Source organism: Serinicoccus chungangensis (assembly GCF_001483745.1).
Classification (GTDB): Bacteria; Actinomycetota; Actinomycetes; order Actinomycetales; family Dermatophilaceae; genus Ornithinicoccus; species Ornithinicoccus chungangensis_A.
On sequence record NZ_LQBL01000002.1, the window covers coordinates 173853 to 197711 of the forward strand.

At 74.1% G+C, this 23859-nt stretch carries 21 protein-coding genes and 1 tRNA gene; 11 read left to right on the forward strand and 11 right to left on the reverse strand.

The features are described 5' to 3' along the window. Positions 1 to 30: 30 nt before the first annotated feature. Positions 31 to 1257 carry an HD-GYP domain-containing protein gene (locus tag AVL62_RS01070; protein WP_058889837.1) on the reverse strand — a complete coding sequence of 409 codons (1227 nt, stop codon included), beginning with the start codon at positions 1255 to 1257 and terminating at the stop codon, positions 31 to 33. Then, positions 1254 to 2639: an HD-GYP domain-containing protein gene (locus AVL62_RS01075; RefSeq protein WP_058889838.1), complete on the reverse strand. Its 1386-nt coding sequence runs from the start codon at positions 2637 to 2639 to the stop codon at positions 1254 to 1256. The genes AVL62_RS01070 and AVL62_RS01075 overlap by 4 nt, the downstream gene beginning before the upstream one ends. 374 nt (positions 2640 to 3013) lie before the next feature. Between AVL62_RS01075 and AVL62_RS18150 the strand changes: the two genes are divergently transcribed. After that, positions 3014 to 3088 (forward strand): 50S ribosomal protein bL37, encoded by a 75-nt coding sequence (locus tag AVL62_RS18150; protein ID WP_373288732.1) that lies wholly within the window; start codon positions 3014 to 3016, stop codon positions 3086 to 3088. A gap of 75 nt (positions 3089 to 3163) precedes the next feature. Here the strand turns inward: AVL62_RS18150 and rsrA are convergent, their stop codons facing one another. Together rsrA and AVL62_RS01085 are read right to left on the reverse strand one after the other, a co-directional pair. Next, positions 3164 to 3451: a mycothiol system anti-sigma-R factor gene (rsrA, locus tag AVL62_RS01080; protein WP_058889839.1), complete on the reverse strand. Its 288-nt coding sequence runs from the start codon at positions 3449 to 3451 to the stop codon at positions 3164 to 3166. After that, a complete protein-coding gene (locus tag AVL62_RS01085; protein ID WP_058889948.1) occupies positions 3451 to 4104 on the reverse strand; it encodes a sigma-70 family RNA polymerase sigma factor in 654 nt (217 codons plus the stop codon). The genes rsrA and AVL62_RS01085 overlap by 1 nt, the downstream gene beginning before the upstream one ends. Positions 4105 to 4291: 187 nt before the next feature. Between AVL62_RS01085 and AVL62_RS01090 the strand changes: the two genes are divergently transcribed. The 4 genes from AVL62_RS01090 to AVL62_RS01105 are packed head-to-tail and all read left to right on the forward strand — an operon-like array spanning position 4292 to position 9080. After that, a complete protein-coding gene (locus AVL62_RS01090) occupies positions 4292 to 5536 on the forward strand; it encodes a pyridoxal phosphate-dependent aminotransferase (protein ID WP_058889840.1) in 1245 nt (414 codons plus the stop codon). 16 nt (positions 5537 to 5552) lie between these two features. Beyond that, complete coding sequence (locus AVL62_RS01095) at positions 5553 to 6413, forward strand: SOS response-associated peptidase (RefSeq protein ID WP_058889841.1); 861 nt, start codon at positions 5553 to 5555, stop codon at positions 6411 to 6413. A 7-nt stretch (positions 6414 to 6420) separates the two neighbouring features. Beyond that, positions 6421 to 7644 carry a glycosyltransferase gene (locus tag AVL62_RS01100; protein ID WP_083518570.1) on the forward strand — a complete coding sequence of 408 codons (1224 nt, stop codon included), beginning with the start codon at positions 6421 to 6423 and terminating at the stop codon, positions 7642 to 7644. Further along, complete coding sequence (locus AVL62_RS01105; RefSeq protein WP_153011593.1) at positions 7641 to 9080, forward strand: glycosyltransferase family 39 protein; 1440 nt, start codon at positions 7641 to 7643, stop codon at positions 9078 to 9080. Before AVL62_RS01100 ends, AVL62_RS01105 begins: the two co-directional genes overlap by 4 nt. 5 nt (positions 9081 to 9085) lie before the next feature. Here the strand turns inward: AVL62_RS01105 and AVL62_RS01110 are convergent, their stop codons facing one another. Next, entirely contained in the window at positions 9086 to 9712 is a 627-nt protein-coding gene (locus tag AVL62_RS01110) for a DUF998 domain-containing protein (RefSeq protein WP_153011594.1), read from the reverse strand. Positions 9713 to 9924: 212 nt separating this feature from the next. Here AVL62_RS01110 and aroA point away from each other — a divergent pair, with 212 nt between their 5' ends. The 3 genes from aroA to AVL62_RS01125 are packed head-to-tail and all read left to right on the forward strand — an operon-like array spanning position 9925 to position 13129. Continuing rightward, entirely contained in the window at positions 9925 to 11244 is a 1320-nt protein-coding gene (aroA, locus tag AVL62_RS01115) for a 3-phosphoshikimate 1-carboxyvinyltransferase (RefSeq protein ID WP_058889845.1), read from the forward strand. A 7-nt stretch (positions 11245 to 11251) separates the two neighbouring features. Further along, positions 11252 to 12280 carry a ribosome small subunit-dependent GTPase A gene (rsgA, locus tag AVL62_RS01120; protein WP_058889846.1) on the forward strand — a complete coding sequence of 343 codons (1029 nt, stop codon included), beginning with the start codon at positions 11252 to 11254 and terminating at the stop codon, positions 12278 to 12280. Positions 12281 to 12307: 27 nt separating this feature from the next. Next, positions 12308 to 13129: an inositol monophosphatase family protein gene (locus tag AVL62_RS01125; RefSeq protein ID WP_058889847.1), complete on the forward strand. Its 822-nt coding sequence runs from the start codon at positions 12308 to 12310 to the stop codon at positions 13127 to 13129. On the opposite strand, the gene AVL62_RS01130 is transcribed toward AVL62_RS01125, so the two are convergent. The 4 genes from AVL62_RS01130 to AVL62_RS01145 all read right to left on the reverse strand — a co-directional run bounded on the left by AVL62_RS01130 (position 13092) and on the right by AVL62_RS01145 (position 18975). Then, complete coding sequence (locus AVL62_RS01130) at positions 13092 to 14498, reverse strand: M16 family metallopeptidase (protein ID WP_058889848.1); 1407 nt, start codon at positions 14496 to 14498, stop codon at positions 13092 to 13094. The genes AVL62_RS01125 and AVL62_RS01130 overlap by 38 nt on opposite strands. After that, positions 14495 to 15775, reverse strand: a complete 1281-nt coding sequence (locus AVL62_RS01135) for a M16 family metallopeptidase (RefSeq protein ID WP_058889849.1) — start codon at positions 15773 to 15775, stop codon at positions 14495 to 14497. Before AVL62_RS01135 ends, AVL62_RS01130 begins: the two co-directional genes overlap by 4 nt. An 80-nt stretch (positions 15776 to 15855) precedes the next feature. Further along, positions 15856 to 15929: transfer RNA gene (locus AVL62_RS01140), tRNA-Met, on the reverse strand. Between the two features lie 73 nt (positions 15930 to 16002). Continuing rightward, positions 16003 to 18975, reverse strand: a complete 2973-nt coding sequence (locus AVL62_RS01145) for a UPF0182 family protein (RefSeq protein ID WP_058889850.1) — start codon at positions 18973 to 18975, stop codon at positions 16003 to 16005. A gap of 305 nt (positions 18976 to 19280) precedes the next feature. Between AVL62_RS01145 and AVL62_RS01150 the strand changes: the two genes are divergently transcribed. Then, positions 19281 to 19844: a PPA1309 family protein gene (locus AVL62_RS01150; protein WP_058889851.1), complete on the forward strand. Its 564-nt coding sequence runs from the start codon at positions 19281 to 19283 to the stop codon at positions 19842 to 19844. A gap of 1 nt (position 19845) precedes the next feature. Here AVL62_RS01150 and AVL62_RS01155 read toward each other — a convergent pair whose 3' ends face one another. Together AVL62_RS01155 and AVL62_RS01160 are read right to left on the reverse strand one after the other, a co-directional pair. Further along, positions 19846 to 21006 (reverse strand): PDZ domain-containing protein, encoded by a 1161-nt coding sequence (locus tag AVL62_RS01155; RefSeq protein WP_058889852.1) that lies wholly within the window; start codon positions 21004 to 21006, stop codon positions 19846 to 19848. Next, positions 21003 to 21431, reverse strand: a complete 429-nt coding sequence (locus tag AVL62_RS01160) for a molybdenum cofactor biosynthesis protein MoaE (RefSeq protein WP_058889853.1) — start codon at positions 21429 to 21431, stop codon at positions 21003 to 21005. The genes AVL62_RS01155 and AVL62_RS01160 overlap by 4 nt, the downstream gene beginning before the upstream one ends. 184 nt (positions 21432 to 21615) lie before the next feature. Between AVL62_RS01160 and AVL62_RS01165 the strand changes: the two genes are divergently transcribed. Together AVL62_RS01165 and AVL62_RS01170 are read left to right on the forward strand one after the other, a co-directional pair. After that, positions 21616 to 23022, forward strand: coding sequence for a zinc-dependent metalloprotease (locus tag AVL62_RS01165; protein ID WP_058889854.1), 1407 nt, complete (start codon positions 21616 to 21618; stop codon positions 23020 to 23022). Positions 23023 to 23084: 62 nt separating this feature from the next. After that, positions 23085 to 23852: a hypothetical protein gene (locus AVL62_RS01170; protein ID WP_058889855.1), complete on the forward strand. Its 768-nt coding sequence runs from the start codon at positions 23085 to 23087 to the stop codon at positions 23850 to 23852. Positions 23853 to 23859: the final 7 nt, after the last annotated feature.

Sequence of the window (23859 nt, forward strand, 5' to 3'; positions counted from 1 at the left end):
TCGGCCCTCGTCGTGCTCCCCGCCGGGTGGTCAACGGCTCAACGACTCCGCCTGCCCGGTGGACAACGAGCCCCGGCGCTCGAGCTGGTGGACGAGGACGCGGACGACCTCCGGGTCGTACTCGTGCGGGGTGCTGCGCAGGAGCCGCTCGAGCGCCTCGACGGGAGCGCTGCTGCCGGCGAGCCGCGTGCCCCGGCCGGTGAGGTCGTCGTAGGCCGACGCCACCCGGACGATGCGGGAGGCCAGCGCCACGTCGCCGCGCTCGACGGCGCGGTGGTGGGCGAGCCCGACGTCGGCGACGACGGACGCCAACCGTGACAGCTCGGCGGTACGCCCGAGGATCGAGGAGCCGGTCGAGGCGATCTGCCGCTGGTCGCGGGCCGAGAGCTCCACCGTGGCGCCACCGGGGACCGGCCGGCTCAGGCCCACCTGGCCGATGTCGTGCAGCAGCGCGGCCGCCTCCACGTCGCGCAGGTCGGCCGCCTCCACCCCCATGTCGCGGGCGATGGGCACGGCCAGCTCGGCCACCCGGGCGGCATGGCCCGTCATCGCCAGCCCGGCCTCCTCCGGCAGGCGCGCGAGCGCGAAGATGGTCTGCCGCTGGGCTCGGCGGATCCGTCGCTGGCGGTTGACCGCGGGCTGCAGCACCAGGAGCGGCACGAGGAAGAGCACCAGGCTCAGCGGGCCGAGCGCGGTCAGCGCGAGGGCCATGACGACCGCGGTGGTGGCCCCGGCGAGCGAGACCGGGCCCTGCCGCTCGAACTCCCCGCTCAGGGTGGCCCAGGCCATGCTCCGGCTGCGCGCGGAGGCGCGGACGCCGCGCCACACCAGCGGGGCGGCGGCGGCGAGGACGGCGACCAGCAGGAGCAGGACCGCGATGAGCACGGTCGCGTCCTGGGCGTGCCAGACGCTCTCGAGCAGGGTGTCCCCTCCGGGGCCGGGGATGCGCACGAGCACGCCCGCCACGATCACGGAGGTCCCGAGGCGCAGGAGCTCGCGCTGCGTGGAGCGCAGACGTCGACGCCAGACTGCGGCGAGGAGGACGGCACCCGTCGTCAGCAGCAGGGGGCCGACCATCCCGAGCAGGTGCCCGGGCTCGCCCGAGGCGACGGGCCACGCCGTCGTCATGGCCAGGGCCATGGCCGTGGCCTGGGAGAGGGGGGCGTCGCGCCCGGGACCGGAGGAGGTCTGCCGCCACATCTCGCTGAGCACCATGACCACCAGCCCCACCAGTGCGGTCCCCCAGGTGAGGGTCACAGCGTCTCACCCGCACCCGGGAAGAGCAGGTCGGCCGACTCGGGCTGCCAGTCGGCGAAGGCGTCGCTGATGCTGGGGTGGTCGTGGTCCGGCAGCAGCCGCCCGCTGCCGGACGCCAACCGTCGGCCCCCGAGCCACGGGCTGCCCGGTCGGGCCAGCACCCCGTCCAGCGCCTCGACGACCTGCGGGTCGAGGTGGCTCCCGGCCCGCAGACGCAGCTCCTGGAGCGCCTCGGGGGCGCTGACCGCGCGGCCCGCCGGCGCGCCCGTCAGGGCGTCGAAGGCGTCGGCCACGGCGATGATGCGCGCCGCCAGCGGGATCTCCTCGGCGCGCAGGCCGGCCGGGTAGCCGCGGCCGTCCCACCGCTCGTGGTGATGGGCGATAGCGGGCAGCGAGTCCTCCAGGAAGTCCAGGCCCTCGAGGACGTTGACCCCCGCCAGGGGGTGGGCGCTGAGGGCGCTGAGATAGGCGATCTCGTCCTGCGGGTCGGTCGGCAGGTCGGCACGGACCACCATGATGCCGATGTCGTGCAGCAGGGCCGCGTAGCGCAGGTCTTCGGCCTCGGGGGCCCCGACGCCGAGCTGCTCGGCGAGGGCCTCGGCCAGGTCCGCCACCCGGGCGCTGTGGCCGACGGACGAGGGGTCCGCCTCCTCCAGCGCGGCGACGAAGGTGGTGACGGTCTCCTGGTGCTCGCGTCGGGCCAGCGCGTCGCGGCCGATGGCCCAGTGCGCGATGAGCAGCGGGCCGAGCACGAAGAGGGCCGACCCGGGCCCCAGACCCACCGGCCCCCAGAGGACGACGAAGAGGAAACCGATGGCGGCGTGCGAGAGGTACCCCCAGCCCAGGCTGCGCAGGACGGACTCCGCGACGGGCAGCACCCGGGTCCCCCGGCTCACCGCCGACACCAGGCCGATGCACAGGACGTTGACCCCGATCATCGCCACGTAGGCCACGAGCAACGGCCCCCCCACCCGCAGCAGCAGACCTCCGGGGCCGTCGGGGATCTCGTCCACGAGCACCCCCCCGGTCACCAGGTAGACGAGGGACCCGGCGGCGCCCATGGTCGCCGTCATCCCGCAGTTGAAGAAGCGGGTGCGCCAGTTGCGGCTGCGGAAGTCGGTGAGGTACGGAAGCCCCGCGGCCACCGTCGTCCCCACCGGGCCTGCGATGGGGATGGCGGCGGCCAGGACGACCGTGGAGACGGACACGCTCCAGTGACTCATCCCCCGTTCGTGGATCTGGACCCCCAGGGTCACCAGGGCCATGAGGAGGAGCGTCACGCCCACACCGGCGCCCAGGTCCGGCGCCCGGAGCAGCCCCCCGAGGGCGGCCAGCGCCGCCGCGAGAAGGATGAGAGAGCCCGCCAGCAACGCCACGGGCATGAACGAGGGGCGCGGATCGTTACGATCCGCGCCCCTCGTCCGGTGAGTGGGTCGGCTCAGCCGTTCCACTGCACGACGTCGATGAAGCTGAACAGGGCGCTGAAGGCACCCGAGGTGACGAAGTCGGTGATGAGCTGCAACATGATGGTGTCCTTCCGTAGAGACGCTCCCGACGGGTAGGAGCGGTAGCCGGTGAGACCTCCGGCCTACCTCCCAATATGCCACATGCGTCACAGGCCAGTCCTGTCGAGAACGACCGCGACGGACAAAATTGGACAAACCTTTACCATACCCGTGACGCCAGTCACACGAGGCTGGTCACGGGGGCGCCTGTGGGACACTGGGTGCCGTCACCGATCGTTGGGAGGACCCACATGAGCAAGCGAGCCCGCAAGCGCCGCGACCGCAAGAAGAAGGCGGCCAACCACGGCCGCAAGCCGAACGCCTGAGCGCCGGCACCGAACGAGGGCCGCCCCGACCGGGGCGGCCCTCGTCACGTCAGGTGCCAGGTCAGGGTCGCGGGGCTACGTCTCGGTCCGACGGACGACGGTGACCTGGGTGCTGGTGATACGGGTGAGGATCTGGCTGCGCAGCTCCGGGGGTGCGCTCTGGCGCGCGCACGCCCGCCGGACGAGCGCCTTGAGCAGCAGGTCACGGTCGTACTCCGCCAGGCAGGACCCGCAGTCGTCCAGGTGCGCCTGGATGCGCGCGCGGTCCACCGGACCGGTCTCGTTGTCCACGAACTCGAAGAGCCGCAGCAGCACGCCGGCGCAGTCGACGGCCTCGCCGTCTCCCTGAGGGCGCTCGCCCATCACGACCCCTCCCCCGCGCGCGTGATGCCGCGCTCCGCGGCGTAGTCGGTCAACAGCTCCCGCAGCTGCTTGCGGCCCCGGTGCAACCGGGACATCACGGTGCCGATCGGGGTGTCCATGATGTCGGCGATCTCCTTGTAGGAGAAGCCCTCGACGTCGGCGAGGTACACCGCCATCCGGAAGTCCTCGCCGATGCTGGCCAGCGCCCGGGTGACGTCGCTGTCCGGCAGGTGGTCCAGCGCCTCCGCCTCGGCCGAACGCAGCCCCGAGGACGTGTGCGAGGCCGCCCGGGCCAGCTGGTAGTCCTCGACCTCGGCCGCGTCCGACTGCAGCGGCTGACGCTGCTTCTTGCGGTAGCTGTTGATGTAGGAGTTGGTGAGGATGCGGTACATCCAGGCGCGCAGGTTGGTGCCCGGCCGGTACTGGTGGAAGGCCGCGAACGCCTTGGCGTAGGTCTCCTGCACCAGGTCCTCGGCGTCGGTCGGGTTCCGGGTGGTCCGCAGAGCCGCGCTGTACATCTGGTCCAGCAGCGGCATGGCCTCGCGCTCGAAGCGGGCCGAACGGTCCTGCGGGCTCTCGGTCGCGACGTCGACGGCCGCATCTGCCGCTGCCTGGGCGTCGATCTCCTCGACGGCCGGCTGGTCAGTACTCATCGCCGTCCAGCCTAGCCCGTGCGGGCCCGCCAGGGCGAAGTCGCCAGCCGCCTCACCGGGAGCGGTGGTGGTCCTCAGCACTCTCGTCTCCTCCGCAGTGTCATCGCAACTGGGGGGTCAACGTGGGGATCGGGCGCGCGCATTCCCGGCCGCCGGTCCGGCGCAGGGGGGATGGGACGATGTCCGGGTGAACCCGAGCACCCGCCCCGACCGACTCCGCCCGCTGACCCAGCCGGCGAAGCTGCAGAACGTCCTCTACGAGATCCGCGGACCGGTGGCGGCCCGGGCCGCGGCCCTGGAGGCCGAGGGGCACCGCATCCTCAAGCTCAACATCGGCAACCCCGCGCCGTTCGGTTTCGAGGCGCCCGACATCATCCTGCAGGACATGATCGCGGCCCTGCCCGGCGCGCAGGGGTACTCGGAGTCCAAGGGCATCCTGCCCGCCCGTCGGGCGGTCGTCTCCCGCTACCAGGACGAGCCCGGCTTCCCGCCGCTCGACGTCGACCACGTCTACCTCGGCAACGGCGTCTCCGAGCTCATCATGATGACGCTCAACGCCCTCCTCGACCCCGGGGACGAGGTGCTGGTGCCGGCGCCGGACTACCCCCTGTGGACCGCTGCGACCAGCCTGGCCGGCGGCATACCCCGCCACTACCTCTGCGACGAGACGGACGGCTGGAACCCGCAGGTGGAGGACATCCGGGCCAAGATCACGCCCCGCACCAAGGCCCTGGTCGTCATCAACCCGAACAACCCCACGGGGGCGGTCTACTCGCGCGAGGTGCTCGAGCAGGCCGCCGAGCTGGCGCGCGAGCACTCCCTGCTGCTGCTCGCCGACGAGATCTACGACCGCATCGTCTACGACGACGCCCGGCACGTGTCGATCGCCTCGTTGGCGCCCGACCTGCTGTGCCTCACCTTCAACGGCCTGTCCAAGACCTACCGGGTCGCGGGCTACCGGGCCGGGTGGGTCGCCATCACCGGGCCCACCGCGCACGCGCGGGGTTTCCTGGAGGGCATCGAGCTGCTCGCCTCCACCCGGCTGTGCCCCAACGTCCCCGCCCAGCACGCGATCCAGGTGGCCGTGTCCGGACACCAGAGCATCGAGGAGCTCATCGCGCCGGGGGGGCGCCTCGCCGAGCAGCGCGACATCGCGACCGGCATGCTGAACGCCATGGAGGGGGTGAGCTGCGTCGAGCCGCGGGGCGCCCTCTACGTCTTCCCCCGCCTCGACCCGGAGGTGCACGAGATCCATGACGACGTGCAGCTGTGCCTCGACCTCCTGGAGCGCGAGAAGATCCTCGTCGTGCACGGCACCGGCTTCAACTGGCCCACTCCCGACCACCTGCGCGTCGTGACCCTCCCCTGGGGGGCGGACCTGAGGGCGGCCCTGGAGCGGATGGGCAACTTCCTGTCCGCCTACCGCCAGTGAGAGCGCGGAGCACCTGATGTGCGGACGGTATGCCGCGAGCGCCCGGCCGGACGAGCTCGTCGAGGCCTACGACGTCGAGCTCGACGCCACCGGGGAGGGGTCGCTCAGCCTGTTGAAGAACCCCCAGACGCCACCACCGGGTGAGCCCGACTACAACGTGGCCCCCAGCAAGCAGGCCCCCGTGGTCCTGACCCGCGCGCCCCGGGCCGCGTCGGACGGCGCACCGTCCGAGGAGACCGGCCCGGTGCCGGTCCGTCAGCTGCGGCTGCTCACGTGGGGTCTCGTGCCGTCCTGGGCCAAGGATCCCTCGATCGGGGCGCGCATGATCAACGCACGCCAGGAGACCCTGCTCGACAAGCCGGCCTTCGCCCGCGCCGCCTTGGCCCGACGCGCCCTCGTGCCGATCAGCGGGTGGTACGAGTGGCAGGCCAGCCCGGTCGCGACCGACACCAGGGGCCGGCCCCGCAAGCAGCCCTTCTACGTGACCCGCTCCGACGGCCGACCGCTGGCGCTGGCCGGCCTCTACGAGTTCTGGCGCAACCCGCAGGGCGACCCCGACGGCGCGGACGCCTGGCTGGTGACCTACGCCGTCCTCACCACGGCCGCGGAGCCGGGTCTGGACCGGATCCACGAGCGTCAGCCCCTGGCCCTGGAGCCGGAGCAGTGGCAGGACTGGCTGGACCCCGACCTCACCGACGCCGACGACGTCCGCTCGATGGTCGCGGCCGCGCACGTGCCGGGCCGCTTCACCGCCTGGCCCGTGAGCCGTGCCGTCGGCAACGCCGGCAGCAACGGCGCGGGCCTCGTGGAGCCCCTGCCGAGCACCGAGCTGGTCGGGGTGGTCGATCCGGCCAGCGGAGAGGTGATCGGCGGGTGACCGCACGATGAGGGTGGTGGTCGCCGCCATCGGCAGCAGAGGTGACGTCCTGCCCTTCACCCACCTGGCCCGACGCTTCGCGTCGGAGGGGCACGAGGTCACCCTCGTGACCCACGGGACGCTGGTCGACGGCGCCCACCCCGGTCTGCGGGTGGCGGAGGTGTCCAGCGACCCGGAGGAGCTGCTGGCCGGACCCGCGGCCCGGGCCGTGCGCCGCGGGAGCCCCCGGCAGCTGAGCCGCACCCGGCAGCTCTTCGCGGACTTCATCGACTCCGCGCACCGACCCGCGCTGGAGGCCCTGGACGGTGCGGACGTGCTCGTCGCGTCCACCTTCGCCATCGCCGCGGTGCACGAGGCCCTGGACCGGTCGGTGCCGGTGGTGCGGGCCCACATGTGGCCGGAGTACGCCGACCTGCGGGGGCCCATGCCCCTGCTCCCCTACTCGTGGCTGCTGCCCGGGCCGCTGCGACGCCTGGCACGGCACGGGCTGCGCCGGCTCGAGCGCTACCTGGGCGGCGTGGACGGCAGGTGGCGTCGCGGTCGGCTCCACCTGGTCGCCCGCCACCCCGTGACGCTGACGACCGCCACGCACGGCTCGCTGCTCGCCTTCAGTCGCGAGCTCGTCCCGGACAGCCCGGCGCACGGCACCGTGACCGGCTGGTGGACCGCGCCGGAGCGCCCAGCACCGGTCTCGACGCCGGTCGCGAGGGCCCTGGAGGACGGCCACGAGTGGATCTACGTCGGCTTCGGGTCGATGCACCAGCGCGACCCCGACGCCCTGCTGGACCGCCTGGAGCAGGTGTGCGCCCGGCTCGGGGTCCACGCCCTCGTCCAGGTGGCGGGGGCGGACACCAGCGGGCACCCGCACCTGCTGGCGGTCACCCAGGAACCGCACGACGAGCTGTTCGGACGGGTGCGGGCCGTCGTGCACCACGGCGGAGCGGGCACGACGGGCGCCGCCGTCCGGGCGGGCACCCCGTCGGTCGTCGTGCCGCACCTCGCCGACCAGTTCTACTGGGGTCGCCGGCTGCACCTCCTGGGGGTGGCGCCCCACCCGGTCCCCCGGACGACCGCCTCCACCCGGCGGCTCACGCGGGCGCTGGGTGAGGCGATGTCGGCGCCCCTGCACCACCGTGCCGCCGAGCTCGCCCGTCGGGTCGAGGGCCAGGACGGGTGCGGGGTCGCCGTCCGGCAGGTCGAGGAGTGGCTGGCCCACGCGGAGCGCCGGTGAGGTCGAGGGCTGCGGCCCACGCCCACCCCAGCCCGCTCCGGGTGGCGGCGCCGCCCATGCTGGCGGTGGCCCTGGTGCTGCTCGCCGTGGCACCCCGATACGGGCCGCACTGGGACGAGCTGTACTTCGGGATGCTGCCGCCGCGCTGGTGGTACGAGGACCAGCCACCGCTGACCGTGTGGGTCACATGGGCCCTGGGCAGGGTCAGCGACGACCTGTGGGTGCAGCGTCTGCCCGGGGTCGTGGCCGCGGTCGCCGGGGCTTTCGTGGCCACCCTCTACCCCCGCACGCTGGGGGCTTCTCCGCAGGTGCAGCGCCTGGCGGGCTGGGCGCACGCCTTCACCGTCTACCCGCTCATCATGGGGCACCTGTTCACCACGTCGACCCTCGACCTGCTGGCCTGGCAGGTCGTCGTCCTGTGCGTCCTGCGCGCGACCCTGGGCCACCCGCACGGGTTGCTCTGGGCGGGCACGGTCGCCGGACTGGCGTGCTGGAACAAGCTGCTCGTCGTCGTCCTCGCGGCGGCCCTGCTGGTCGGTCTGCTGCTGACCCGGCGCAGCCTCCTGGTCACCCGTGACGCTCTCCTGGGCTCCCTCGTCTTCGTCGCGCTCGGCGCCCCGCAGGTCCTGCTGCAGCTCGTCCACGGCCTGCCGATGACGCAGGTCTCCGGCGGTCTCGTCGACCAGCAGGGGGACCTGGTCCGCCTCGCCCTGCTGCCCGCGCTGGCGTTGTTCGTGGGACCCCCGCTGCTGCTCGTCTGGGGGGGCGCCCTGCTCGCGCCGTGGCGGACGGACCGTCCCGGGCGCTTCCTCCTGCCGACCTTCGTCGTCGTGCTCCTCTGGACCCTCGCCAACCCCTCGCAGCCCTACTACCCGGTCGGGGTCCTCCTGCCGGCCCTGGCCGTGGGATGGGTGACCTCCGGGGCGGCGCGGCGGTGGAGCCTGCGCAAGAGCTCCTGGGTGGTCGCCGCCAACGGGCTCGTCGCCTGCCTGGTCTGCCTGCCGCTCCTCCCGCCCACCGAGCCGTGGCTCTCCGCGCTGTCGCGGGTCAACCCGACCATCCGCGACCAGGTGGGATGGCCCGGGTACGCCCAGCAGATCACCTCCCTGCGCGGGGCCGGGGAGGACGTCGTCGTCGACACCTACGCCCTGGCGGGCGCCGTGCACCGCTACGGCACCGCGGAGGACCGTGCGGCTGTGCACTCCGGGCACAACGCGCTCTGGGACCTCGGTCCTCCCGCCGGCGACCTGGTGCTGCTCGTCGGCGAGGACGCGGTGCGGCAGCGCGACGCCTTCGACACCTGCCGGTCCGCAGGGACCCTGGAGACGGGCCCGGTCGTCCACCCCCAGCTCGTGCACGTGCCGCTGCTGCGCTGCGAGGGCCCGGTGACGGACTGGCAGACCCTGTGGCCGCGCTTCCGCCGGCTGACCGGCTGACGGGTTCAGCCGGATCGCGTGGCCAGGACGCGCACCGACTCCACGAGCAGGGCGAGCAGCAGGCAGGAGACGATGATGATCTGCCCCGTGCCCTCCTGGACCAGGGCGGGGGGTATGCGGTTCTCCGCGCAGAAGAGCAGCGCCACCGTGGCCAACGTGCCCCGGGTCCGGCGCCCGCGCCGCAGCCAGGACGTCTCCGGGCGCACGGCCGACAGCAGCAGCCCGCCGGCCGGCACGACGAGGGCCAGGATGACGCCCGCCAGGTGCACGGCCCCCGTGTCCCCCGCGGGGAAGACCGCGGCGACGACCAGACCCAGCCCCATGACCGCCACGCTGCCGGCGAGCCAGCGGCCCCAGCGGGCCGTCAGGCAGAGGGCCGCGACGCCGAGCAGCACCCCCGTCAGCAGCAGCCCGACGTTGAACGCCGCCGAGCCCGGCGAGCAGATCCACCGCCCGTCCCGGGGACGGCACGCCCCGTCTCCCAGGTCGCTGATCATGTTCACCGACCAGACGAAGGTCGTCCCGCTGGTGTGGATCGCGGCCCCCACCGTGACGGCGAACAGCAGCATGGCAGTCAGCACGCCCGCCGCACCGAGGACGGACCGACGGGTCGACACCGGGGAGCGAGTCATCTCGGGCAGTCCTTCGGCCTCGTGCGGCCAGGGTGTGCGTCGGACAGGTCCGTCGGTCGGGGCGGGGCGGGCCCGCTCGACCTGGTCCGGGAAGAGCGGGACGGCACCCACCGACCGACGCGGGAACGGTAGCACCGCAGGTCCGTGGCGACGGCGAAGGCGCTAGGTTTGACCGCGACCGGGACCGAGACCATGCCGAGGAGCCACCTGCGATGACCGATGCGCCGACCTGGGCCGCGCCCTGCGCCGACGGCCCGATCGATGCCCGGGTGCGGGTGCCGGGGAGCAAGTCGCTGACCAACCGCTGGTTGGTGCTGGCGCTGCTGGCCGACGGCCCGAGCACCCTGCGTCACCCGCTGCGCTCCGACGACACCCTGCGCATGGTCGGGGCCCTGCGGGCCCTCGGTGCGGAGGTGGACGACCAGGACCCGCAGGCCTGGGTGGTCCGGCCGCCGGAGGGAGGACCCCGCGGTGGTGTGGACGTGGACTGCGGCCAGGCCGGCACGGTCATGCGGTTCGTGCCGCCGGTGGCGGCCCTGGCCGACGGGCCGGTCCGTTTCGACGGGCACCCGAGCGCCCGCGCCAGACCCGTGGGGCCGGTGCTCCGGGCGCTCGCAGACATCGGGGTCGCCGTCCGCGAGACCGGGACCGGGACCTTGCCCTTCGAGGTCGTCGGCCCGCTGCGCGCCGCCGGGGGCCGGACCCCGCACGTGCGCATCGACGCCTCCGCCAGCTCGCAGTTCGTCTCGGCGCTGCTGCTGGCGGGAGCGGCGTACCCGGCCGGCCTCCGCCTCGAGCACACCGGGACGGCGCTGCCGAGCCTGCCCCACATCGAGATGACCCTGGACGTCCTCGCCGAGGTCGGCGTCCACGTCGATCGTCCCGACCCGAGGAGCTGGCTGGTCCCCCCCGGCCGGGTCCGCGCCTTCGACGTGGCCGTGGAGCCCGACCTGTCCTCCGCGGCCCCCTTCCTCGCCCTCGCCGCAGCCACCGGGGGGCGGGTCCTGGTGCCGGGCTGGCCGGAGCGGACCACCCAGCCGGGCGACCGGATGCGCGAGGTCCTGGCCTCCGTGGGCGCGCGCACCGAGGCCACCCCCGAGGGACTGCTCGCGACCGGCGCTCCTGGTGGTCGGTTGTCCGGCGTGGACCTCGACCTGGCCGAGGTCGGCGAGCTCACCCCGGTGGTCGCCGCCCTCTGCGCCCTCGCCGACTCCCCCAGCCGGCTGCGGGGGGTGGCGCACCTGCGCGGTCACGAGACCGACCGTCTCGCCGCCCTGGCCGCGGAGCTGGGCCGTCTGGGCGCGCGGGCGCAGGAGCTCCCCGACGGCCTCGCCATCGGACCCGGCGACCTGGTCGGCGCCCGCGTGCGCACCTACCACGACCACCGGATGGTGATGTTCGGAGCGGTGGTCGGGGCCGTGGTCCCCGGCGTGGTGCTCGAGGACCCGGGGGCGGCGGGCAAGACCTACCCCGGCTTCGACCTGGCCTGGGAGCGGGCGGTGGGCCCCGCGGCCGGCGTGGGCGCAGGATGAGCCCGTCATGAGCGGTCGCTACGACCACCTCGACGAGTCGGACGTGCGCGTGCGCCCCTCACGCAAGGGCTCCCGGCCCCGGACCAAGGACCGCCCTGCCCACGAGGACGCCGTCCTGGGGGTGGTGACCGCGGTGGACCGGGGACGGTACACCGTCCGGGTCTCGGACCGCACGGTGGTCGCGATGCGGGCCCGCGAGCTGGGCCGCAGCCGCATCGTGGTCGGCGACCGGGTGGGCATGGTGGGCGACACCTCCGGACGACCCGACACGCTGGCCAGGATCGTCCGGGTCGAGGAGCGGCGCACGGTGCTGCGCCGCAGCGCGGACGACTCCGACACCGTGGAGCGCGTCATCGTCGCCAACGCCGACCAGCTGGTGGTCGTCACCGCCCTCGCCGACCCCGAGCCGCGCGAACGCATGGTGGACCGGTGCCTGGTCGCCGCCTACGACGCGGGCCTGGACCCGCTGCTGGTCCTCACCAAGGCCGACCTGGCCTCCCCGGTCGCCTTCCTGCGGCACTACGCGGCGCTCGACGTGCCCTCCGTGGTCACGGGGACGGTGCCCGGCGCGGGCGGCGACGCGGTCGACCCGACCGCCCTCGAGCGGGTGCGCGCGGCCCTGCTCGGTCGCACCAGCGTGCTCGTCGGCCACTCCGGGGTCGGCAAGTCGACCCTGGTCAACGCCCTGGTCCCCGACGCGGCCCGCTCGACCGGCGTGGTCAACGCCGTCACCGGGCGGGGGCGGCACACCTCCACCTCGGCCGTCGCCCTGGAGCTGGCCGGGGGCGGGTGGGTGGTCGACACCCCGGGAGTGCGCTCCTTCGGTCTCGGGCACGTCGACCCGGCGAGCTTCGTGGAGCACTTCGACGACCTCGCCGCCGGGACCTCGGGCTGCCCGCGGGGCTGCAGCCACGACGAGCCCGACTGCGCGCTGGACGCCTGGGTGGACGAGGGACACGCGGGGCCGGCCGGTGCGGCGCGGCTGGAGTCCCTGCGCCGGTTGCTGCGCAGCCGCACCGGGGAGGACCACGGCTGAACGCTGACCAGCGGTTACGGTGAACGGGTGCCTGGCTTCGACGACGACCTGAGACTGGCCCACGTCCTCGCGGACGCGGTGGAGCGGACCTCCCTCGAGCTCTTCGGCGCGCTGCATGAGGAGGTCGAGATGGACCCGGAGGGTGCGCTCACCACCCCGGCCGCCCGTCGGCTGGAGGAGCTGCTGCGCCACCAGCTGCACCGCACCCGTCCCCGCGACCGGGTCGAGGGGCGCACCCTCGACCCGACCGGGCACGGCGCGCGGCGGTGGGTGCTCGACGCCATCGACGGCTCGGCCAACTACGTGCGGGGCGTCCCGGTCTGGGCGACGCTCATCAGCCTGGTCGTGGAGGACGAGCCGGTGCTCGGCCTCGTCGCCGCCCCGCTGCTGGCCCGGCGCTGGTGGGCCGGCGCCGGTTCGGGTGCCTGGACCGGCCGGACGCTGTCCCGGGCACGCCGCATCGAGGTCTCCGGGACCGAGGTGCTGGCCCACGCCTCGTTGTCGACCGACGACGTGGCCGGATGGCTGCACGGCGACCACGGCAGCGGGTTCGCCACCCTCACCGACCGGGTGTGGCGCACCCGCGCCTACGGCGAGTTCTGGAGCCACGCCCTCGTGGCCGAGGGTGCGGTCGACCTGGGGCTGGCCGCCTGGGCCGACGGCTACCAGCTCGCGACGCTCGCCCCGCTGCTGCGCGAGGCCGGGGGTGCCGTCACCGACCTGGCCGGCCACCCGGCGGCCTCCCCGCTGAGCTCGGCGGCGCAGGCCCGCCCGGTGGTGGCCACCAACGGGAGGATGCACGAGGAGGTCCTCATGATGCTGGGCCAGGGGGGCGGGGCCGAGGGCTGAGCCGCGGCGGCCCGACCGTCCGCACGGGTCCCAGACCGGCGTCCGCCACCGGGGCGATGGCGTCGGGGTCACCCACGACGACGACGGTCCAGCCGGGTCCGGTCCGGACCTCGTCCCAGGCCTGCGCCGCCCGCTCGGTCGTGAGGTCGTGCACCTCGCGCAAGGTCCGGGTCACCGCCTCGGGGCCGAGCCCGTCACCCACCAGCGAGACGAGCTCGTCGGCGACGCTGTCCGCGGTGAGGTACCGCGCGGGCGCGGTCATCGCGACGAAGTCCGCCGCCTCACGGACCTCCTGCTGCCCCAGGGACTCCCCCGGTGCGCCCAGGATCCGCAGGGTCTCCTCGAGGGCGGGCAGCGTCGCGTCCGCGCGGACCGCACCTCCGACCACGCACTGTCCCCCGACCCGACGCGGCCGGAAACCGAGGCGCATCCCGTAGGTCCAGCCGCGCCGTTCGCGGAGCACTCGGTCCAGGCGGGAGTGCGGAGCACCTCCGAACAGCATCGACAGGGCCTGGTAGGTGCCCCAGCCGTGGGGGGTGCGCCGGTCCGGCCCGGGACGGGCGAGCAGCAGCTCGGTCTGCCCGGCGCCCGGGCGGGGGACGAGCACCACCTGGTGGGCGTCGGGCGACCGCTCCGCCCGGCGGGGGCCGTCGGGAGCCTCCGGCGGGGACGGGTGCCACGACCCCAGGGTGCCGGACAGCAGCCGGACCGGGTCCTGGACCGTCGCGAGGTCACCGGCCAGCACCACCACCCCACCGCGCGGTCCCAGGACCCGGTGCCGCGCCCGGAGGACGTCCGGGGTGAGGACGCCGACGGACGAGGTCGTCCCACCGACGGGCACCCGGGACCGGTCCCCGGCCGCGTAGTAGGCCTGGCGCAGCTCGTGGTGCGCCCGACCCGTCGGGTCCGCCAGCTCGTGCGCAAGGTCGGTCAGGCGGTGTCGCACCTGACGCGCGACCTCCGCCTCGGGGAAGGTCGGATCGTCGAGGCACTCGACGATCAGCTCCAGGGCGGTGCCCAGGTGGCGCCCGGTCACCTCGGCACCGAGGTGCACGCCGTGCTCCCCGGCCCCCGCTCCCAGCGCGATGCCGTGGCGCTCGGCGAGCTCGGCCAGCTCGGTGGCCGAGCGCGAGCCGGTCCCCTCGTCGAGGCAGCGGGCCATCATGAGGGTCGAGCCCTCCTGCCCCGGTCGCTCCCGGCCGATCGGCACGGCGAGGCTGACGCGCAGCGAGAGCACGTGCTGGCCGGGCAGGTCGACGATCAGGAGGTCCAGCCCGTTCGGCAGCCGGGTCCGCTCCGGCTCGGGGAAGCTCCACAGCGCCGGCTCACCCACGTCGGGGCGCCGACGGACCCGGGCCGGGCGCGTCATACCTCCTCCTCCCAGCGGTAGACCAGGGTGGCCATGGCCCCGGGGACCAGGTGCTGCGCGGCGGCACGACCCACCTGCTCCGGCGTCACCGCCAGCACCTCGTCCACGTAGCGGTCGACCTGACCGGGGTCGCCGAACAGGAGGGTCGCCCGGCTGAGCAGGTCGGCCCGCTCGTCGTGGCCCGACAGGGCCTCCAGCCAGGACCGCTCGGTGTCCGCCGCCGAGGCCTCCATCTCCACCGGCCTCGGGCCACGGTCGGCGAAGTCCTGCAGGATCTCGGCGAGCTGCTCCTCGACCGCCCGGGGGTCCACGCCCTCGGTCACGTCGACGACGACGAGGCCGAGAGAGGTGCCGTCCCGCAGACCCAGCGCGCTCGCCGACGCCCCGCTGAGGACGTCGGCACCCCGGACGAGCCGCTCGTGGACCCGGGAGATGGACGAGGAGGCCAGGGCGTCCAGGGCCATGGCGCAGGGCAGGAAGTCCGGCTCGGTGACCCCGGGGAGACGGGCCGCGAGGAAGATCCGCTCGGAGGGCAGCTCCGGCCCGCCCACCACGACCTCGCGCACCGGCGCGGCCAGCGGCCCGAGCGGCGGGCTCGAGGGCGGCCGTGGCCTCGTGGTGTCCTGCAGGTGGCCGAAGTACGTCTCCGCCAGGTCGAACCCCTCCTCGGCCCCGATGTCGCCGACCAGGGAGAGCACGGTGGTCCGCGGACCGTAGTGCGCACCGTAGAACGCGCGGACGTCGTCGAGGGTCGCCGCGCGCAGGTCGGTCATCGAGCCGATCGTCGGGTGGTGGTAGGGGTGCCCGACGGGGAAGACGAGCTCACCCAGGCGGGAGAGCGCCGTGCCGTAGGGCACGCTGTCGTAGCGTTGACGCTTCTCCTCCACCACGACGTCGCGCTGGTTGTCCAGCGTCTCCTGGGTGAGCGCCGGCAGGAGGTGCCCCTGGCGATCCGCCTCCATCCAGAGCGCCAGCTCGAGCGCGTTGCGCGGGACGGAGGCGACGTAGGAGGTGCGGTCGAAGCTGGTCGTCGCGTTGGCCCGTCCACCGCGGGCCATGAGCGCCGCCATGTGCTCCCCCTCGGCCACCAGCTCGCTGCCCTGGAACATGAGGTGCTCGAACAGGTGGGCCAGCCCGGTGCGCCCCGGCTCCTCGTGGCGCGACCCGACGTCCACCCACAGGTTGATGCTGACGCTCGGGACGGCGCGGTCCTCGCTGACGACGACCTGCAGGCCGTTGGCCAGGGTCAGGCGGGCGACGGGCAGGTCGAGGGGCATAGGGCTGTCACCCTATGCCCCCGCACGACGAAGGCCCGGACCAGAGGGTCCGGGCCTTCGTTCGCGTCCGACGCGATGCGTAGCGGGGGCAGGATTTGAACCTGCGACCTCCGGGTTATGAGCCCGGCGAGCTACCGAACTGCTCCACCCCGCGTCGTGGTGAGCACCACTCTACGTGATGCCGAGGTGCTCACCAAATCCCGGTCCGGGGACGTCTGCGCCTCTCCTCAGGGCTCCTGCGTCTGGGCGGCTCCGTCGTCGGCCGGGTCCTCCTCGCCGCCGTCGACGCTGACCGACCCGCCGGAGGGGTCGGCCTCGACCGCGCGGTCGATCGCCTCCCGCAGCCGCTCCTGGGCCTGGCCGTAGGCCTCCCAGTCGCTGTCCGCGAGTGCCTCCTGGCCGTCGTCGTAGGCGGCCTGGATGTCGGCCAGCGCCTCGGCCAGGGCGCCCTCGTCGACCTGCCCCGAGCTGCCGTCGCCCTCCTCACCTGAGGCGCCGTCCTCGTCGGCCGGCGCGTCGCCGTCGGTGGGGGGACCGGCGTCCCCGGCGTCCCCGGCCGTGGCTCCCGAGTCCCCGCCGAACAGCTCGTCCAGGGCCCCGTCGAGGGTGTCGGACCAGGCCAGGTCGTTGCCGAAGGCCACGACGACGATGCGCTGCAGCGGGTAGGCGTTGCCGCCCTGGGCCTGCACGTAGACGGGCTCCACGTAGAGCAGCCCGCCCCCGACCGGGAGCGTGAGCAGGTTGCCCATGAGCACCTCGGAGGCCTCGGTGTTCCGGTTGAGGTTGAGGAACTGGGACAGCGTCTGCCCGAAGGCCTCGGAGTTGGCGTCCGAGGAGTTGATGTCGTTCTGGAACTGCCCGGGCCCGCGCACCGTGGTGTCACGTGGCAGCACCAGCATGCGCATCTGCCCGTACCCCTCGCGCCGTTCGCCCGAGGTCGAGCCGGCATCGGCGTCCACGGCGACGTAGCCGGTGAGGTTCTGCCGGTCGTTGCCGCGCGGGATGTAGGTCGTGGTGAGGCTGAAGGTCGGCTCCTCCTGACCGGGCATCGTCACCGACAGGTAGTGCGGCGGCATGTCCGGCTGGTTCTCGCCCGAGACGGTCGGGTCCTCGGAGACCGCCCAGAAGTCCTGACCGGTGAAGAAGGACCCGGCGTCGTCCACGTGGTAGCGGGAGAGCACCTCACGCTGCACCTTGAAGAGGTCCTCGGGGTAGCGCAGGTGCGCCATGAGCTCGCCGTCGATCTCGGACAGCGGCTGCACGGAGCTGTCGAAGGCCGAGGACCAGGCCCGCAGCAGCGGGTCCTCCTCGTCCCAGGCGTACAGGTCGACGCTGCCGTCGTAGGCGTCGACGGTGGCCTTGACCGAGTTGCGGATGTAGTTGACCTGGCCGCCACCGATCGAGCTGACGTTCTCCGCCCCCGTCTGCAGCGAGTCGAGGGTGACCTCACCCAGCTCCTCCATCTGGCTGTAGGGGTAGCGGTCGCTCACGGTGTAGCCGTCGACGATCCACTTCACCCGGCCGTCGACCACCGCCGGGTAGGGGTTGCCGTCCAGCCGCAGCCAGGGCGCCACCCGGCCGATGCGCTCCCGGGGGTCGCGGTGGTCGAGCATGCGGGACTCGGTGTTGACCGAGTCCGAGAGCATGATCTCGATCTGCCGGTACTTGATGGCGTAGGCCGCGCGGCGCGCGAAGCTGCCCATGGCGACCCCGCCCCCGCCGCTGTAGGTGTTGCGCACCTCGCCGGTGTCCTGACCGCTCACCGGGTAGTCCAGCTCCCGCGGGGGCTGGTCCTCGGGGGCCCCGACGATGGAGTACTCGGGTGAGGACTCGCCGAAGTAGATGCGCGGCTCGTACTCCCCCAGAGCGCCGACCGGCGGGATGTTGCGCTCGAAGAGGATCGGCTCGCCCTCGGGCGAGCGACGGTTGCCGTAGCTGGCCACGACCCCGAACCCGTGGGTATAGACGGTGTGGTCGTTCACCCAGTTGCGCTGGTCCGCGGAGATGCCGTCGAGGTTGAGCTCGCGGACCGCGATCACCGTGTCGACCAGCTCGCCGTCGACCTCGTAGCGGTCGACGTCGAGCGCCTCCGGGAACTGGTAGTAGTTGCGCACACCCTGCAGCTGCCGGAACGTCGGGGACACGATGGAGGGGTCCACGATGCGGATGCCGGGGATGGTGTCCGCGTCGCTGCGCAGCTGGCCCGGCTCGGCCTCGGTCACCGCGTTGTAGTCGGTCCGCTCGATGTCCTCCAGGTCGTAGGCGCTGAGCGTCGAGTCGATCGCGCGCTGGATGTAGGGGGCCTCCAGCTGGGCCTCCGAGGGGTTGACCCGGAACTGCTGCACCAGCGAGGGGTATGCCCCGCCGAGCACCAGCGCGATGACGAGGAGTCCCGCCAGCCCGATGACGGGCAGCCGCCAGGTCTTCGTCCAGATGGTGGCGACGAAGAACGCCGCGCAGAGCAGCGCCGCCACCGCGAGGATGCTCCGGGTCGGCAGCAGCGCGTTGACGTCGGTGTAGGTCATGCCGGTGATGCGGGCGTGCTGGGTCATGGACAGCGAGAAGCGCTCGACCCAGTAGCCGGCGGCCCGGACGACGAGGATGAGCCCGAGGAGCACCGCGAGGTGGATGCGCGCGGCGGTGGTGGTGCGCTGGCCCCGGCTGCCCCCCTGCAGCTGGATGCCGCCGTAGATGTAGTGGGTGAGGAGGGCCCCGATGAGGCTGAGCCCCAGGACCAGGGTGGCGAAGGAGATGACCATCTGCCAGAACGGCAGGCTGAAGACGAAGAAGCCGACGTCCATCCCGAACTCGGGGTCGACCTCGCCGAAGGGCTGACGGTGGATGAAGAGCAGCACGGTCTGCCACTGGGCGGCGGCGGCGGTACCGGCGAACAGCCCGAGCACCGCGGGCACGGCGATGAAGACGAGCCGGCGCACCGGGTCCAGCGCGCTGCGGTAGCGGTCGAGAGCGGCCTGCTCGGGGGTGGAGGGGGCGTAGATGGGCCGGTGCCGCCAGCCGAGCCAGAGGCCGGACCACACGACGCCTGCCGTGACGACCGCAGCCAGGACGAACAGCCCGACCTGGGTGAGGAGCCGGGTGACGAGCACCTCGCGGAAGCCCAGCGCCTGGAACCACAGCAGGTCGGTCCACAGCGTCGCACCCCAGCCCAGCAGGCTGAGCAGGGCGAGCACGATGAGCACGGTCGGCAGGACACGCCCCCGGGGCAGTCCCCCGCCACGGCGACCCGGACGGCCGCCTCCCCCACCGCCACCGCCACCCGAGGACGGACGGCCCGGCCCGCCCCCACGGGCTCCGGGGTCGGCGCCGGCGCGCTCCTGAGGCCCTCCCGACCAGGCCGGTCCGGTCGGTCCGCCGCCCGTACCGGCGGCACCACGGCCGCTCTCGTCGGGATCCGGGCCGGGCTCTGGCTCGCGCTCGCTCACCGTTCCAGCGTAACTGCCGCGGCTGCGCGGCCCCACGGCGACCCGGATGCGACGATGGCGACGTGCCCCCCACCGACCCTGACCCCACCCCGGCCACCGACCCGTCCCGCCCGAGCGCCCTCCTGCGCGCGGCCGTCGACACCGAGAAGCACGTCGCGCGCTCCGGGTGGGACCAGCCGCCCCGGTTGTTCGCCCTCGTGCGCACCGCCCTGCTGCGCGAGCGGGAGCCCTCCCTCGCCGGCCAGCTCGCCGATCCCGAGGACGACGGGTTCACGGCCGTCGAGCAGGAGCGGCTGCCCCCGACCGCCGACCTGGAGTCGCTGCTGGGCCGGATGGCCTGGCCGCCGGACGTCGAGGGCGTGGCGCTGTCGGTCGAGCGCATCGTCGTGCCACCGGAGGCCGAGCGCGAGCTCCCGCGGGGGCCGCAGGAGGCGACGGACGCCCTCATGGCCCACCCCGACCGCAAGGACGTGCGGCTGCTGGCGGCCTGTCTGCGGGACGGCTCCCGCACCTGCCTGCTGCGTCAGCGCGACTTCGACGAGGACGACGCCGTGGCCGTCGGGCCCGACATCGCCCCGGGCCTGACGCACGCCCTCGCCTCGACGCTCGTCGACGGGACGGACTGACTCAGCCGGTCTGCTCCGCCTGGTCCTCGAGCTCGTCGGCGCAGGTGGGGAAGGAGAGCGCGCTCGCCGACGTGCCCGGGGACCCCTCGAGCTCGTCGACGACCGCCAACGCGTCGTCGAACGTGCCGACGGGCACCACCGTGATCCCCCCGGGGTCGCCCTCGACGACCTCCGTGCAGTTGTCGCTGGGCGCGAGGAACACCTCGGCACCGGCCTCGCGGGCGGCATACATCTTCTGGGTGATGCCCCCGATCCCCCCGACCGTCCCGTCCCCGGCAATCGTCCCGGTCCCGGCGATCGAGCGACCCCCGGTCAGGGCACCGGGGGTGATCTCGTCGTAGACCGCCAGCGAGAACATCAGGCCCGCACTGGGTCCCCCCACGTTGCCGGCGTCGATGGTGACCTCGTAGGGGTTGTCGTAGACCGGGGCGAGGTAGACGCCCACGATCGTGCGGCCGCTCTCCTCGTCCAGCCGGGTGGGCACGTCCAGCTCGATCTCCTCCCCCGCGCGGCGGACCGTGACCGGCACCTCCTGCCCGGGCTCCACGGCCTGGATCTGGTCCCGGACGGCCGTGGTGTCGCTGACCTCCTCGCCCGCCACCCGGACGATCTCGTCCTCGACCTCCAGCACCCCGTCGGCGGGGGCGTCGGCGATGACCTGCGCCACGACGACGTTCTCGTCGATCTGCACGCCCTGGGCCCGCAGCGCCACGACGGCGGCGTCGTCCTGGGAGTGCTGCATCAGCTCGGTGTTCTGCTCGCGCACCTGCTCGGCGGTGACGTCCTCGGGGAAGACCTCCTCGCGCGGCACGACGGTCGTCGACGGGTCGATGCTCGCCCGCAGCGCCTCCCACGCGGAGACCGTGTCGCCGGGGCCACCCTGGAGCCGGATGGTGGTGAAGTAGAGGTGGCCGTCGGTGTCGTCGTAGGTGGTGAGCTCCTCGTCCACGCTGACGATGTCCGCCCCGTCGATCTGCCCCAGGGTGTCGTAGACGGGTCCGGGGACGTAGATCACCCGCTGCACCGTGACGAGGTTGAGCACCGACCCGGTGAGCACGCCCGCCGCGACCACGACGAGCAGCGCGGCGGCGCTGACGCCGACGCGCGTGTGCGGGGGCTGGCCCGGGCGTCCCTCGGGGCCGGCCTGGACGTCCCCGCTCACAGACCCACCCACTCGTGCTCGTGACCGTCGAACTGCTGCCGTTTCCAGATGGGTATGCCGCCCTTCAGCTCCTCGATGAGCGTGCGGCCGGCCTCGAAGGCCTCGGCGCGGTGCTCGGCCGCGACGGCGCACACGACGGCGAGGTCCCCGACCTCGAGCTGGCCGACCCGGTGCACGGCATACACCCCGTGCACCTGCTCGTGCCGGGCCACCGACGTCGCCAGCGCGGTCAACCGGTCGGCGGCCTCCGGGTGGGCCGAGTAGTCCAGCCGCGTCACCCCGGTGCGCCCCGAGTCGTGGTCGCGGACGGTGCCGACGAAGATGGTCACCGCCCCTGCCCTCGGGTGCCGCACCGCGCGCAGCGCCTCGTCGACGGACAACGGCGCCTCACGCACCCCGGCGACGATGCTCTGGTCCTCGCTCATCGCGTCATCATGCCTGATCTGCCTGACCGCTCCCCGGGCCGCCCCGCCCGGGAGCGGGAACTCTGCCGCCCCCACCGGTGTTGAGACCAGAGAAGGGACAGCGCGCACGACCGGTGCCCGGCGTCGCCGTCCGACACGTGACAGGCTGGGGCGCCGGAACCCCCGAAGGAGAAGGACGAGGACCGTGTCAGATCAGGACAACCCGGAGCGTCGCGACGAGCCCGACCCGCTCGAGGCGCTGTTCGGCGGGCCGGTCCCGCCCGAGCTGCGCGAGACCCTCAGCGCCATGGGCCTCGGCGACCTCGACCCCGACCAGGTCGCGCAGATGCGTTCCCAGCTCGAGATGCTCATGGGCGGGGGCCCCGGTGGTGACGACGGGCCGGTGAACTCCGAGCTGGCCCGGGACGTGGCCCGGCAGGCCGTGGCCGAGGAGGACTCGTCGATCAGCGAGGGCACCCGGCGGGACGTCGAGCAGGTGGTCCAGGTGGCCACCCTGTGGATCGACCAGGTCACCGACCTCCCCCGGCCGGAGGGCGCCGCGCTGGCGCTCAGCCGGGCCGAGTGGGTGGAACGGACCCTCCCGCTGTGGGAACGGCTGACGGCACCGGTGGCCGAGGGTCTGCAGTCCGCGATGACCGCCGCCATGGAGCAGCAGCTGGGCCAGCTGGGCGAGGAGGGTGCTCCCCCCATCCCCGGCCTGCCCCCGGGGATGAACCCGGCCGCGATGATGGGCCAGATGGCGCCCATGGTGCGGCGCATGTCGGCCAGCATGTTCGGCGGTCAGGTGGGACAGGCCGTCGGCACCCTGGCCGGGGAGGTGCTCTCGGGCACCGAGGTGGGCCTGCCGATCCTCGGCGACGAGAGCGTGGCGATCCTGCCGGCCAACGTCGCCGACTTCGCCGAGGGCCTGGAGGTCGACGCCGGTGAGCTGCACCTCTACCTCGCCGTCCGCGAGGCGGCCCGGGTGCGGCTCTTCGCCGGGGCGCCCTGGCTGGGGCCGCAGCTGCTGACGGCGGTCGAGGAGTACGCCCGCGACATCCGGATCAACACCGAGGGCATCGAGGAGGCGGTCCGCCACGTCGACCCCCAGGACCCGGCGTCGCTCCAGGACGCGCTGGGCGACAGCCTGTTCTCCAACGACCACAGCCCCGCCCAGCAGGCCGCGCTCACCCGCCTCGAGACCCTGCTCGCCCTCGTCGAGGGGTGGGTCGACGTCGTGGCCGCCCAGGCCGTGGGCCCGCACCTCCCCCACGCCGAGGCGCTCGCCGAGGCGGTGCGCCGCCGTCGGGCGACCGGCGGTCCGGCCGAGCGGACCTTCGCCTCGCTCGTGGGGCTGGAGCTGCGGCCGCGTCGGCTGCGCGACGCCGCCAACCTCTGGGCGGCGCTGGAGTCGCGGCACGGGCGCGACGCCCGGGACGAGGCCTGGGGCCACCCCGACGTCGCTCCCACGGGTGCCGACCTCGACGACCCGCTGGGCTTCGTGGAGCGGCACGGTGCGCTGACGGAGGGCCTCACGGTCACCGACGAGGACATCGAGCGGCTGCTGAGCGACGGCGAGGGTTCCGGCCCCGAGGGCCGCAGGGACACCTGAGGGGCCGCACCGGCCTGTGGACAGCCGACCCTGCCGCGCTCGGTGCGTGGCAGGGTCGGTCCATGGCGGGCGGCGGAACGGTCGAGCGGGGTCATCACTGGTGGCCCCTCGGTCCGGACGGCGCCCTGCAGCTGGGTGTGGGTCCGGGGGCGTGGGCGGTGGCCGGCGGGCTGCCCCCGGGGCCTGCGGAGACCCTCGGGTGGCGGGTCGTCGAACGGCTCGCGACCGCCCCGGGGTCTCGTCACCGGGACGTGACCCCCACCGACGTCCGGGGTCCAGGCCACCTGGTCGGCACGCTGCGTGCGTGCCTCGCCCCCACGGCGGCACCGCTCCCCCCGACCGGTGCCGGTCGCGACGACCGACCCGCCAGCCCCAGCCCGCGGCCGGCGTGGCCGTCCCCGACGGGGCGGGCCGTCGTCACGGTGCACGACCACGTGGTGCCGGTGGGGACGGCCCGGCAGCCCGGGCTGACCGGGCGGCCGGTCCTGCCCGTGGTCGCCCAGAGCACCCGGGTGGTGATCGGCCCGTGGACGGGCCTGGCCGGCGGACCGTGCCTGCACTGCCTGGACCTGCACCGCCGGGACCGCGACCCGGCCTGGCCGGCCCGTGCCGCCGCCCTCGAGGACCCGCTCACCGCCCCGCTGCCGCCGGCCGTGCCCGACGAGGTGCTCCGTGCGGTGGTCGCCCTGGTGGCGCTGCTCACCGCGCGGGTCCCGGCGACCGCGACCGGCGACGCCCACGAGGTGGGGCCGTGGCACCCGCACCTCGTCACCCGTCGGTGGTCGCGCCACGTCGCCTGTCCGTGGCACGCGGGCACCGGGGCCGGCTGAGGGCCGG